This is a genomic window from Pseudomonadota bacterium (genome assembly GCA_039193195.1).
Taxonomy (GTDB): domain Bacteria; phylum Pseudomonadota; class Gammaproteobacteria; order Steroidobacterales; family JBCBZW01; genus JBCBZW01.
The window spans coordinates 21612-34514 of sequence record JBCCWS010000056.1 but is presented as its reverse complement, the minus strand read 5'-3'; the positions used below and the strand labels follow the sequence as shown (position 1 = coordinate 34514).

At 63.6% G+C, this 12903-nt stretch carries 9 protein-coding genes; 8 read left to right on the top strand and 1 reads right to left on the bottom strand.

Features of this window, described 5'->3' with window-relative positions; translation table 11 throughout:
- Nucleotides 1-22: 22 nt before the first annotated feature.
- Nucleotides 23-799 carry a hypothetical protein gene (locus AAGA68_24585; GenBank protein MEM9388251.1) on the bottom strand — a complete coding sequence of 259 codons (777 nt, stop codon included), beginning with the start codon at nucleotides 797-799 and terminating at the stop codon, nucleotides 23-25.
- A gap of 153 nt (nucleotides 800-952) precedes the next feature.
- Here AAGA68_24585 and AAGA68_24580 point away from each other — a divergent pair, with 153 nt between their 5' ends.
- The 8 genes from AAGA68_24580 (at nucleotide 953) to AAGA68_24545 (ending at nucleotide 12897) form a co-directional block, all read left to right on the top strand.
- The gene (locus tag AAGA68_24580; GenBank protein MEM9388250.1) at nucleotides 953-1504 is read left to right on the top strand and encodes an ECF-type sigma factor; all 552 of its coding nucleotides are present in this window, start codon (nucleotides 953-955) and stop codon (nucleotides 1502-1504) included.
- A 76-nt stretch (nucleotides 1505-1580) separates the two neighbouring features.
- Entirely contained in the window at nucleotides 1581-3977 is a 2397-nt protein-coding gene (locus tag AAGA68_24575) for a serine/threonine-protein kinase (GenBank protein ID MEM9388249.1), read from the top strand.
- 373 nt (nucleotides 3978-4350) lie between these two features.
- Nucleotides 4351-4689: a hypothetical protein gene (locus tag AAGA68_24570; GenBank protein MEM9388248.1), complete on the top strand. Its 339-nt coding sequence runs from the start codon at nucleotides 4351-4353 to the stop codon at nucleotides 4687-4689.
- 522 nt (nucleotides 4690-5211) lie between these two features.
- Nucleotides 5212-7293, top strand: a complete 2082-nt coding sequence (locus tag AAGA68_24565) for a hypothetical protein (protein MEM9388247.1) — start codon at nucleotides 5212-5214, stop codon at nucleotides 7291-7293.
- A gap of 106 nt (nucleotides 7294-7399) precedes the next feature.
- Entirely contained in the window at nucleotides 7400-9139 is a 1740-nt protein-coding gene (locus tag AAGA68_24560) for a hypothetical protein (protein ID MEM9388246.1), read from the top strand.
- Nucleotides 9136-10887: a hypothetical protein gene (locus tag AAGA68_24555; GenBank protein ID MEM9388245.1), complete on the top strand. Its 1752-nt coding sequence runs from the start codon at nucleotides 9136-9138 to the stop codon at nucleotides 10885-10887. The genes AAGA68_24560 and AAGA68_24555 overlap by 4 nt, the downstream gene beginning before the upstream one ends.
- 379 nt (nucleotides 10888-11266) lie before the next feature.
- Nucleotides 11267-12262 carry a DUF559 domain-containing protein gene (locus AAGA68_24550; GenBank protein MEM9388244.1) on the top strand — a complete coding sequence of 332 codons (996 nt, stop codon included), beginning with the start codon at nucleotides 11267-11269 and terminating at the stop codon, nucleotides 12260-12262.
- On the top strand, nucleotides 12259-12897 hold the full coding sequence (locus tag AAGA68_24545; GenBank protein MEM9388243.1) for a hypothetical protein: 639 nt from the start codon (nucleotides 12259-12261) through the stop codon (nucleotides 12895-12897). The genes AAGA68_24550 and AAGA68_24545 overlap by 4 nt, the downstream gene beginning before the upstream one ends.
- The last annotated feature ends 6 nt before the right edge of the window (nucleotides 12898-12903 follow it).

The following is a 12903-nucleotide window of genomic DNA, read 5'->3' as shown; positions in this document are numbered from 1 at the left end:
GGGGTTGTGTTTGTTTGTTTTCTTACTTTTTCTTTTTTTTTGCGGGTGGGCTTTTCTGTTCCCGGCGCCCCCCCACGAGTCCGCGCCGCAGGTCGGACGGCACGCCCGAGTCTTCGGCGAACAGTTCCTTCAACACGTACCAGCGCTCATTCCAAGGGTCTTCGAGCAGGCCGACGCTGACCGACCCGCCGGGCGCCGGACTTACCACCTCGAAGCTGACCGCGCCAACGTCCGCGTAGCCCGAGGCCGGCCATTGGTAGGCGATCACCTCGCCGGACGCAGGATCCACCGTGGCACGGCCGTCCTCTTCGATACCGGCAAAGTATCCCAGGCGTACCGCGCGCGCCGGGATGAGCTCCTCCGTTGCGTGCACTTCGCTGGGAATGTCGCCGCGCGCCAGCGCCCTCAGCAAATCGCCAACATACCGATCGGGCAAGACGAGGCGCATAGGTGCCAGACTTACTTTGCTCTCGCCCGGGGCGATGGCACCGAAGCGCAAAGGACGCGCCAACGGGTGCGCCGGTTCCAGTCCGAACGGATCGCCCGCCCCTACGTCTAAGGTGCCAGTGGCGCGCAGAAATCGCGCGTCGCTCAGATTGGTCACCTGAGCCTCAATGCTGAGCAGCCGGAGCTCACCGTCGATAGGAGTGCTCGAGAGCAGCGTGTAATCCCCCACGCTGAGCTCGTGGGCGTAGTCGATCAGTCCAAAGCACGCGCTCTCGATCTGAGCGCGTCCAGGGGCGCTCGCCAAGCACGCGAACGTGGCCATCAGGGCGAATGCGATTCGTTGCGGAAACATCAGCATGGTCCTCAGGGTGAGCCGGCGCCCGCATTGCAGGTACCGAGGGGTTTCGCAGAGGACATACCGGGAATGCGACAGGCGGGGCTCAATCACTGCTACACTGACGCTTTCTAACCTCTGAGGCGCCGTAAGCGATTCTGAGAGGTACCCATGAGTGAACCGGACATCACCGCCATGCTCGAGCAGGCGCGTCAGGGTGACGCGGATGCAGCACAGCGCGTGTATGCCGCTGTCTACGAAGAGCTAAAGCGCATCGCCCTCGCCCAACGAGGCCGCTGGCAGGGCAACGACACGCTGAACCCTACGGCCTTGCTCAACGAAGCCTTCATCCGCCTGTCGGGCCAGGACGCCGCCTTCAGCAACCGCACCCATTTCTACGCCACCGCGTCGCGCGCCATGCGTCATGTGCTGGTGAACTATGCGGAGCAGCGAAACGCTGCAAAACGTGGCGGTAAGGCACCGCACCTGCCCTTGGAAGAGCTGTCGCTCATCGACGACGCGTCGGCGGAAGAACTCCTCACCCTGCACACGCTGCTCGAGGCGCTGGAAATGGAGGAACCCCGTCGCGCACGGGTGGTGGAGTGCCGGGTGTTCGGCGGCATGAGCGTGTCGCAGACGGCGCAAGCGCTGAGCATCTCACCCGCCACCGTCAAACGTGAATGGCAGCTCGCAAGCGTCGCCCTGTACCGAGCACTCGACTGAGCATGCGCCCCAGGGCACGCCATATCGGTATGTGATGAGGTAACGCTGCCCCCACTCGCCGGGCTCGAGGGCGACTATGGACGTCGATCGCAAGCGCGCTGAAGCCGTCTTCCTAGCGGCCCTGGAACTGACCGGGGAGCAGCGCGTACGCCTGCTCGAGCAGGAGTGCGCAGGCGATGCCCCTATGCGGACCGAGGTGTGCGCCATGCTCGATGCGGCAGAAAGCTCCGAAGCCTACTTCGAAGGGCTCAGCGAACGCTTCGGTGCGGCCTTGCGCTTGGAGGGGGGTGCCGAGCACAGCCCCACGCCGCCAGCGCAGATCGGACCCTACCGCCCCGTGTCCCTGCTCGGTCGTGGAGGTATGGGCACCGTGTGGTTGGCCGAGCGCGTGGACGAGCAGTACGAGCAGCGGGTAGCGCTCAAGCTGCTGCCCTTGGGGCTTGCTAGCGAGGCAGGTGAGCGACGCTTCCTGGCGGAGCGCCAGATTCTGGCGCGCTTGGTGCACCCTGGGATCGCTCGGCTGCTCGACGGGGGCGTGAACGCCGACGGCACGCCCTGGTTCGCGATGGACTACGTGCAAGGCGAGCCGATCGATGGGTGGTGCGATCGCCGGTGCATGGATATCGACGCCCGCCTACGCCTTTGGCTGCAGGTGTGCGGCGCCGTCGAGTACGCCCATGCTAATCTCGTCGTTCACCGTGACCTGAAGCCTGCCAACGTACTGGTCGATCTATCCGGTCGGGTTCGCTTGCTAGATTTCGGCATCGCGAAGGTGCTCGATACGACCGATGACGCCTTAAACCTAACACGAGTGGAAGGCCGCCCCCTGACGCCGCTGTACGCAAGCCCCGAGATGCTAAGCGGAGACCCTGTGACCACTGCGGCAGATGTATACGCGCTCGGCGCGCTTCTCTACCTGCTGCTCTGTGGAAATCCGCCCTTCGAGCTCGATGGGCTCACAGGCAGTGAGATCACCCGGCGTGTGAGTGACCAAATCCCTGCGTTGCCTAGTGTCGCCCTTGCGAAGGGCATCGACCAAGCAGCCGTGCAGATCGCCCGCCAGCGCAACAGCGGGCCGGAGCGCCTCGCAGGGCGCTTGCGAGGCGATCTCGACACGATCGTGATGAAGGCGCTCGCCAAGGAGCCTAGCCAGCGCTACCGCTCCGTCGAGCAGTTTGCGCTGGACGTGCAGCGCCACTTGCAGGGGCAGCCCGTGCAGGCGCGTGCCCCGACGCTTCGCTACCGCGCGCGACGCTTCCTCAGGCGTCACCCAGCGGGCGTAGCTGCCGGCATGCTCGTGTTCACGCTGCTGAGCGTCATCGTGTCCCTAACGGTTCAGTACTCCCTTGCGACGGCACGTCAAAGCGTACAGATCGCCGCTGAGCGCGACCGTGCCGAGCAGATCAAAGTGTTCCTGCTCGAGTTGTTTCAGGAAGCATCACCAAACCAATCGAGAGGCCTCGAAGTAACCGCGCGGGAAATGCTCGACCGTGGGGCCACGCGGGTGACCAGTGAGCTGGCTGGGCAGCCGCTGACCCAAGCCGATCTACTGCTAGCCCTGGGGGATATCTACGGTTCCCTCTCCGAGTACGAGCCTGCTCTATCGCTATTGGACGAGGCCCTAGCTTTGCGCCGCGAAGCGGGTGACGACAGTAGCGCCGCCTACGCCGACGCACTCGCCTCGCGCGCCTACCTGGCAGGTGCAACGGGTCACTACGCGGCGGAGCAAACGCTGCGCGAGGAAGTGCTGGCCCTGCAACGTCGCTTGGGCGATGAGGCTGCCATCGGAAACGCCTTGTTGCGCCTGGGCGTGGTGCTCCATCGCCGTCGAGACCTATCGAGTGCGCAACGCCACTACGGCGAGGCCCTTGCGATAGGGAGGTCGCTCCCCGACGCGCCGACGGACTTGCTGCCCTCGACGCTGCATGCCCTGGGCGGACTGTTGGATCAACAGGGCGAGACGATCGATGCGATCGCCCTGCACGAGGAAGGTCTGGCACTTCGCCTACAGCTGCACGGCGAGGATCACCTTGAGTTGATCGAGAGCTACTTCACACTGGGGGATGCACAGCATTCCCTAGGTCAGTTCGATGCCGCCAAGGCGAACATCGAGCAAGCGCTCGCCGTATCGCGTCGGCTCACGCCAGAGGGAAACGCTGATGATGCGTTCATGTTGAACACGCTCGGCAAGATAGAAGAGGCGCGCGGCGATCGGCAAGCCGCTGAGGCGTACTACCGTGACGCGCTCGCCGTACTGCGGCGGCACTTCGATCGTGACCATCCGAACGTGGGCGTGGTGAGCGCAAACCTCGGACTGCTCCTAGGGAACCTTGAAGGGCGAGCCCGCGAGGCTGCTGCGATCCTCGTCGCTGCTCTCGACACCCTACAAAGCAAAGTGCCGGAACATCCGAAGATCCAAGACGTGCAGCAGGCACTCAAGTCACTGCAAGTGCAGGCGGATGTCACCCAGTAGCCCGTCGCGTGACCGGCCAATATCTCTCCCCTAGTGGCCTGTCCCAGCAGTTTCGGGAGTGATGAGCGAGTCATTCGTCGGCGAGATGAAGGCGCGCTGACGAGTAGTGGCCGGAGCCATTGCGAGGAAGTGCAACGCGCAGATCGTCGATGAAGGGCTCGCTCAGCACTTTCGAAACTGCTGGGACAGGCCACTAGCTAGTGCGTGGGGGTTTCGGCGGCCACATCGAGGCCACCTCGGCGATTCGCTTGGCTTGCATCAGCTGATTAGGTGAGCCCTTCTGCCCCCGAATTCTGTATTCCTCCTTAGTTCAACAGCAGATTACTGGAGGATTCCCATGTTGCCCCGTACGCACTGTCTCGGCGCGATTTGCATGCTACTTTCATCCACCATTTTGCCGGCCCACGCGACCTGCAACCAGACCACCGTCATCCGCAACACGTCGAACATCACCCTGCGCTTCGCAGAGTTGAAGTCGGCTTCTTCTCCCCCATTCTTCGACTCCCAGTGGACGGGCAGCCGCGTGATACCGCCGGGAGACACGCGCCAGATCCGCTGGGTATCCGACGTGAACTGCACCGACGGGGTTGGCGTGCCAAACGTGTGGCACCTCAAGTTGATACGGAACAATGGCAATGTGCACTACTGCACCAACATCGGCCCCAGCGGCGATGTGCGGGTGGACATTGAGAACTCCTGTCTGCCCGACTGAATGCACTGCGCGGACCAAGTTCGGGCGATTCGACTGACCATGCAGGCGGCGAGTCAACCGGTCAGATGTACCGACCCGAATCGCCTTCCAACGGCGGACAGCGATCGGTGTGCGATACTCCGCTGCGTGAGCCCCCCTGAGCACGTTGCTCCTCCTCCCGTGGGGCCTGCCACGCTCGTCGTCGCGCCGCGCTCAGGAGCAAAAAGCGCCGTGCGAATTCTTCAACGAACTAACCGGACAGGACACTAGCTAGAGCTTCAATAAGTGAGCCTATTGCCATTCCCAGTTCTGGGCCTGGGGCTCACCGGTCCGCGCCGGCAGCTCGCTTAGGGGCGCGGAACAGGGCCAGCTGTGCCGAGAAGCACCAGTCGAAGCCGCCGGCCCATCGAGGCCCGGCGCTACACGCTTGGGTGCGAGAACGCACGCCCTAGCACCACTACGCTTCGTAACCGATGTGAATCACCTTTGGCGACGACCGCGAAGCCAAGCCCCCTAACTCGTCGGGAAAGAGGGAATAGAAGTATGGAAGCTCGCGTTCGGGATCCCCTCCGTCTGCAACTCGCGGTCAGCTGCGCCATCCGCGAGCAAGCTCGCTGCGCAGCAACAGCGCTGGCAGCGCTCGCTACCGTCGGCCTCACGGGCGTAGCACTCCAGGTGGAGGCCGGGGAGCCCGTGTTTCCGCCTGAGTTCGACGTGTCGAGCCTGCTGCCTGAGAACGGCGGTGATGGCCGCGACGGGTTCGCCCTCCTACAGGCCGAGTCGTATGACCGCGTGGGCGTCGCGGTCACCAGCAGCGATATCAATGGCGACGGCATCGACGATCTTATGGTTGGCGCATCCTTCGGGGATACGCAAGACGGTGCTGCGGCGGGCCGAATCTACACGATCTTCGGATCGAACACGGGGTTCGCGCCTTCCATCAACCTGGCCTCGCTGCTGCCGATAAACGGCGGGGACGGGAGCTTAGGGTTCGTCATCGGTGGCTTCGCCGCCGATGAGCGTGCCGGTGACGCACTCGGCGCCGGCGCGGACGTCAACGGTGATGGCCTGGACGATTTGATCATCGGCGCCTACAACGCGGAACCTGAGGGCCAGTTCGGTGCCGGCTCAGCCTACGTGCTGTTCGGCCGCAGCGAAGGGTTTCCCCCAGTAGTGCAATTGTCCGACCTCGCGGCTGAGAACGGCGGCGACGGCTCCGAGGGAGTCGTCCTATTCCCTCGTGACGTGGGCGGTCGGGCAGGCAGTAGCGTTCAACTGCTGCCCGATCTGAATGGCGATGGACTTGGTGAAATCGCCGTGGGCTCACCCGAGTCCGACCCGGGCGGTCGGCCGAGCGCTGGTTTGGTCTACATCGTGTTTGGCGCCCCCGCATTTGCTGCAGAGTTCGAACTCACCAGCTTGCTGGCCCAGAACGGGGGCGATGGCTCCGCCGGCGTCGTGATCAACGGCGTAAATCAGCTGACGCGTACGGGCACGGCCATCGCGAGCGGCGGAGACATCAACGCCGACGGCCGCTTAGATCTATTCATCGGCGCCCCCGAAGAGTCGCCTGGCGAACGCACAGAAGCGGGCATCGGCTATCTGATATTCAATCCCGCACCAGTGCAACACGGTGCTGCTTTCGAGCTGGCCAGCTTGTTCCCGATAGCCGGCGGCGATGGGAGCGAGGGCGTGGTGATCGCGGGCATCGAGGAGCGCGACGTCGCTGGCGGTGCGCTGAGCCTTGTCGGCGACTTCAACGGCGATGGCATCGACGATGTATTGTTGGGGGCACCGCGCGCATCCCTAGGAGGCGATGCGTACGTGGTGTTCGGTTCCGATGCAGGTTTTCCACCGCTACTCGAGCTGAGTCAACTCACCATCGCAGAGGGAGGCGACGGCAGCCTGGGCGTCGTCGTGAACGGATTCGACGCCTTTCAGTACGTTGGCAACGCCGTCGCGGGAGGTGACGTCAACGGTGATAGCATCGACGACATAGTGGTGGCCAGCGGCGGCAGGACCTATGTCATTTTCGGGCAAGATGCCGGGTTCCCGGCTGAGATCGCGCTCGAGTCGCTGTCCGCGGAGAACGGTGGAGACGGCACGCTAGGGTTCGTCATACAAGGCGTCGGCTCGACCGCGGGTCAATCGCTGAGCGTGACAGATCTGAATGGGGATGGCGTCAGTGATATCGCCGTCGGTCAAGGAAGCCCGTTCTCCAGCGACGCGTTCGTGGTCTTCGGCAGACGCCTCGAACTTGGGCTCGAGGTAGCCGGCGCGGCAGCGAGGCAGCTCAACTGCGTCAACATCACCACCTCGCAGCGGTTACCAGCGCCATTCGAGGGTACGCCGCAAAGCGCCGCCGCGAATTGCGAGGAGGCCGGCCTGAGCATCTCCAGCGGCGAACGCGTCCTGCTTACGCTAGGCGGCGTGAGCGTGGGAACAGCGCTGCAGGGCGATGCGGACCGCCTGGTCGAGGCTCAGGGCCTATGCCGAAACATAGGCACGGGACAGACGGTCGCGCTGACGATCGACGAGTTCGGTGAATGGAGCTGTGCTGAGGACGGCCTGGTCACCCAGATCGGCGACCGAATCGAGGTTAGACTCGCCGGGCAAGTGCCTTAGGGCTAGCGTGCGAGCAGCAGCCTCGAGTCGGGTTCTTCCCCGTTGTCCGTACTCCCCTATCTGCAGGCATGGCCGCTGCATCGTCGGGCTGACCCAGGAGGGGAACTTGCATAACCAAGGAAAGGTGGCAGCGTTGCTGCTATCGCTGGTCACGTTGGTGAGCCCCCGGGTGTACTCCGCCACCTTGGCCATCACCACCTCGTCCTGCGATACGAGCGCGGTAGGTGCGGTGTCACCGAGCGGCATCGCCCACGACGAGGCGCTGGACGCGTTCGTGCTCATCGACGCCGCGCAGAGCACGGCCTACAGAGTTGATCGTCAGTGCGTCGAGAGCGCTAGCTTCGACCTCACGGCCCTTGGCGCAACTGGCGCCCAAGGGGTTGCCGTCAACAGCGCCGATGGTACCTACGCCTTCGTCACACCGGTCGGAGCACTGGTCTTCTCCACCGCTGCAGGCCTTGGCCTTGGCAGCTGTGATCTGCTCGCCTCCCAGGTGCGAAGCCCCACAGGCCTCGACTACGACCCCGTACGCGAGGCCTACGTTATCTTGAATGATGACGACGACGAGATCGTCTTCATCTCGAGCGACGTCACCGACGGCGGTGCCTGCCCCGTGCTCGCAAGGGGCAGGGTGCAGGGCTTGGAGGACTATCCAAGGATCGGGCTGGCATTGCTGCCTGGCGGGCGCATCGCGTTGCTCGAGCAGATAATCGAGCGTGTGGTGTTGCTCGACCAGACGCTCACCGTCGTCGATAGCTTCCGCACGGCGTGGGAAGTGGGAGGGCGTGCTCCCCTAGCAATCACCTACGTGGACGCGACGCAACGCCTACACGTTCTCGATGAGAGTTCCAACCGCCTTCTCGAGGTGGATATCAGGGGTCAGGCGGAGCTGCGCTGCGATCTTTTCGCACTGCACCCATCCCTCGATCCCCAGGCAGGCCTCGCGCTGGACCCGTCGCGCTCCCAGCTGCTACTGCCCCACAACGCGCTGACGGAAATCTGGGCCTTGGATGCTGCCACCTGCGCCCTGATTGAGATCCTGACGCCGATCGCCGCAGGATTCTCCCGACTCAGCGCTATCGCCTACGACGCCGCCGGGGATCGCATCGCCCTCGCGGACGCTGACCTCGACGAGCTCGTGATCCTCGACCGACAAACCCTAGCGCCGCTGGTCCGATGCCAGCTGTCATCGCGCAGGACCAACACCATTGTGCCAATAGCGCCCCAAGGATGGTTTGGCGTGGGCGATGAGAACGGTGACTTCGTCGTCTTCGATGAGCAATGCCGAATCGTAGAGCGCAATGCCGTGAGCTTCTTCAACATTCGAGATCCTGACGCCATGGCCTTGGGGCCGTTGGGCGAGCTGCTGTACTTCTCGAGCTCCAGGGGCGGCGTCACCACTCTCGAGGGCAGCGTCGAGCCGTTTACCTTCGATACGCCCGCCAACCCTTCGGTGCCTTCCGCTGCGGGCGCGGTGCCGATCCCCGGCCAGCGCGGCACCTACCTAATCACCGCGCGCAGCCTGGCCGATCAGATCGTCTTCGATCTGCGCCAGTTGACGATCCCCTTGCTCGCAGAGCCACGCAGTGTTGCTGGCACCTTCTCGAACGGCGCTCAGACACTGACCCTGATCGTCCGCCCCGATAATACACTTATCGGGTTGCTGACCTTTGGCGACCAGAGCACGAGCGTGGTCGGCATCGTCAATCCCGAGGCGGGCACGATCGGACTGAGCTTCCGCCCCATCGGCGGCGGCAACGCCCTCTCGGTCAGCGGCACCGTTGCCGCAGACTTAGAGAGCTTGACGCTATCAGCACCGCTCGGCACGATGGCGCGAGAGCCATGAAGATGAAGCACCTAGCTACTTCGATCGCAGGCACTCGTGTGCTCCTCTCACTCGTCGTCATCGCCTCGCTAGCACCGTTGGCAGGGCATGCCGAGCGCATTGCCATCGAGACAAGTCGCTGTGCAGGCGCCGATTTCGGCGCCACACGCCCGACGGGAATTGCCTACGATTCGCTCCGCGATGAACTGGTTGTGGTCGATGCGGCCACAGAAAAAGCTTACTTTTTCGATAGGCACTGCAACGTCAGCAGTACGGTCGACCTGACCCTCCTGGACGCTAGGCACCCGACCGGCGTCACCTATCGCGCCGATCTGGATGCGTTCGCCGTTTCGACCGTCGAGCCGGCACAGCTACAAGTGTTCACGCCCGCTGGGGAGTCAGCGGGGGCGTGCAGTCTTGCGGCCGCTGGGCTAGTGAACCCCACGGCGATTGCCTGGGTAGACGCACTTGCACGTTTCGCCGTGCTCGATGAGGCCACCGGCGAGATCGTGTACGTGGACGGCAGCAACCTCGGCGGAGGCGCATGCACCATCGCCGAACGCGTGTCCAGCGCTGCGGTGGGGGTGCAGCAAGGCGCGGCGCTCACCCAAGCCACTCCGGACGCTGCCCTCGTGGCCCTGGATGGGGCGGATCGCCGTGCCCATCTGCTCGACGCTGGTGCCAACGAGCTCATCGATGAGTTCGGCACCCGATTCTCCCTCGACAGCGTACAGCCAGCGGGTATTGCCTATGCGGCGCAGGCCGGTCGCTACTACGTCGTCGATGGTCAGACCACCGTGGTACATGAAGTCGATGCCCGTGGATCGACGGGCGGCAGATGCGTGCCTGGCGGCAGGATCGATGACTTCACCATCGATACCCTGCGCTCCTTGGTGCTGGTACTCGACCGCGACACGCGTACGGTACGACGCTACCGCCTGAGCGACTGCACTGAGCTGGGATCTGCGCTGTTCCTCGGCGACTTCGGCATCGCCTCTACCTTTGGCGTCGGCTACAACGACCGCGACGATCAGTACGTGTTCACAGAGAGCGGCGATCCCGGCGCGCTCTACTTTGTGGACGTGAGTTCCCTCTCCCTTGCCCGCACATGCAACCCGCAACGCGTCGGAGATGAGCCGAGGAGAGTTAGCGGAATTGGGTCTCTAGGATGGCTGTTCGTGTTCGGCGAAGGATTCGAGCTGCCCTGGTACGCCGTCCTCGACGGTGACTGCAACCTCATCGAGCAGTGGCCGGAGACTGACCTCGGTGAGACTGGGGGCAGCTTCCTGCCAGGCGTCGGCGCGCTGGTCACGGCCGAGGCCGGTCCCGCGTCGGTCAACTTGGTCACGCTGGAGGGACTGAGCGTCTACAGGATCGATCCGCGGGACCTGCGCGTCGGATCGAGGCCGGATAGCATCCGGGCCCTGCCCGGTTCAGGCGGGCGTTTCCTGGTGGCGATTGGCGATTCACTGTACCGCTGGTCGGTGCCACTGTTTGCAGAACCGTTCGGTGCCTCGGGCACCTTCAGCCGCGGGGCTTTGTCCGTCAGTCTGTTCGAACTAGGAGACGGCACATCGCTGCTAGGGACGATCGCGCTGCCCGGCAGGGACCTACGCATCGTGGGCACCTTCGATCGCGACACGGCGGCGGTCAGCGTCTCCTTTCAAAACCCCCAGGGCACGCTGGTGACGCTGAACGGCACCGTGGAGGCAGATCTACAGGCGATCGTCCTGCCGCCGCCCCTAGGTCGCCTGCCTCGCCAACAGTAGCGCAGACCAGCGCTTTCGCTACAGCCTGGCGTTGCCGGCTTCCTGCCGGGCCTGCGCGCGTACGCCTGCTCATGCCTTTGAGACCGAGCTACTCGCCCGCGACAGCGAACGGACGGACCTCATGTCCGCCCGACCCAAAACGCCCATTGGTTTGCGTAACTCAAAGCCTGCGAAGCGCCGCGAAGGCAGTCCTTCCGAATCCAGGCGAGTCCTATCCAAGAAGGGGTCACCCGCGCGTTGGGCCGCCATTAACCTGTCTGGACATCTCAACTCCTGGCCTGGCACCTAGTCCAAGCCTCAGGCAGATTGCATTTGGGTTCAAGCGGCCTTGGCGCTAGGCTGGAAGGCCTTGACCACGACTCAGGAAGGATCCGCCGGCGTGCAAGGCAACATCCGAGTGTTCGCTTGGCGAGGGGCCGCCGGGCTCGCCTCCCGCGTTGCCCCCTTGCGCGTGCCTGGGCACCTCGTGCGATCGGCGGAGGTCATTCAGTTCATCCTTAACGAGCTGGCACTAACGGCTCAACTGAAATGGCCAAGGTGGTTCGGCACCAAACTTCTCGATAGAAGCATCAAATCGCCTGAGGCAAGCCTAAAGCTTACGGCCGCTATCGCCAACATCACGGCCGAACATCCTGAGGTCGATCGCCGCTGGCTAGAGCATACGATTCACGCGCTGCGCTTCGACGGCGCGCTGCGCTCGTACGCTCGCGCACCTGCCAGTGAGTGCAGGCAGTGGCTTGGCGCCATCGAAGAGCGCACGCTCGCCCTGCTGCCGCAAGGCAACAGCGCGGCGCATCTCGATGCGGTGGTCGCTGTGTTTCGCTGGCTCGTGGACGCCGTGCGCTGCAACGTGGAGTTACACATCGACGAGGAGCTGATCGAACTGGGTTCCCTGATACCCATCGCCTACTACGCGGTCGATGCACCCCTAGATGAGAGCCTCCCGTCCCTACGTGAGGTGCACAATGGCGATGGAAAGCATGATGAGTCGGCAACTCGAAGCACTGGCAATAACGAGCGTTTGGGCTTTCGCAGCGGCACAGAGGCTAAGCTCGCCAACGCCTTGCAGCAGGACGCGTCGATGGCGGGTCGCTTCCTGTTCAACGAGCGCGTTGATGCCGCCTACGCGTACTCTTACGAAGTAGACATACTGTGGCGCGATGGGCCGCTCATCGTTGAGATCGACGGCTATCGCTGGCACAGCGGTCGTGAGCAGTTCAGGGCCGATCGGGAACGGGACTACCGACTGATGCTTGCGGGGTACCGCGTACTTCGTCTGACACACGAGGAAGTAGAGCAAGACGTCGCCATCGCCGTCGACAAGGTCCGCGACATGACGGCAATGCTGGAAGCCGAACGGGAACTCCGAAGATGATTGATGACTGGACACCACACTACAAGCAAGGGCTCTTTCTATGGGAACTCATATTTGCTCAGCAAGGCGAGGCCCTGAATAAGGACCTGGAGACCCGCAAGGTCATCGAGTCGGCCCAGCGCAAGGAGTTGGCGGACCTTGGCCTGATCACCTGCGAACCGCACGGCAGCACGTTTGCCCTTGCGGTGACTGATCAAGGGTGGGAGTGGGCTACCGCCAACCTATCGACGATCCTGGAGTATGAGAAGAGTCGCTACGCGGGCTACCCCCTCCAGTCGATTCTGATGGCCCTGGGTTCCTACTTGGAGAACCGTGGCTTCAACCTAGCCGAGTTACTCGTCTCCGACCGCCACGCCAAGGCCATAGCGGCCGGCAGCTCAGCCGCCAACGCGCTGGTCAGCGCGTACCTGAGCATCACCAACGGACAGCGCGCCGTGCGGGTCAAACTCGCGGAACTGCGCCGCGCGTGCCCATCCATCGAGCGACGTGCCTTCGACGCAGGGCTACGGGAACTCGAAGCCAGCAGCCAGATGGTCCTGTACACCATGGACGATCCCCTGCGGCTTACGGAAACCGACCGCGCCGCGGCCATCGGCACAGAGCCACATGCGCGGCACCTAGTCTACCTTCGCTGAGGCAGA

What these genes read in the sequence shown, in the direction of transcription:
- AAGA68_24585 (MEM9388251.1), bottom strand. Translation starts at nt 799, where the DNA reads ATGTTTCCGCAACGAATCGCATTCGCCCTGATGGCCACGTTCGCGTGC.
- AAGA68_24570 (MEM9388248.1), top strand. Translation starts at nt 4,351, where the DNA reads ATGCTACTTTCATCCACCATTTTGCCGGCCCACGCGACCTGCAACCAG.
- AAGA68_24580 (MEM9388250.1), top strand. Translation starts at nt 953, where the DNA reads ATGAGTGAACCGGACATCACCGCCATGCTCGAGCAGGCGCGTCAGGGT.
- AAGA68_24575 (MEM9388249.1), top strand. Translation starts at nt 1,581, where the DNA reads ATGGACGTCGATCGCAAGCGCGCTGAAGCCGTCTTCCTAGCGGCCCTG.
- AAGA68_24555 (MEM9388245.1), top strand. Translation starts at nt 9,136, where the DNA reads ATGAAGATGAAGCACCTAGCTACTTCGATCGCAGGCACTCGTGTGCTC.
- AAGA68_24565 (MEM9388247.1), top strand. Translation starts at nt 5,212, where the DNA reads ATGGAAGCTCGCGTTCGGGATCCCCTCCGTCTGCAACTCGCGGTCAGC.
- AAGA68_24545 (MEM9388243.1), top strand. Translation starts at nt 12,259, where the DNA reads ATGATTGATGACTGGACACCACACTACAAGCAAGGGCTCTTTCTATGG.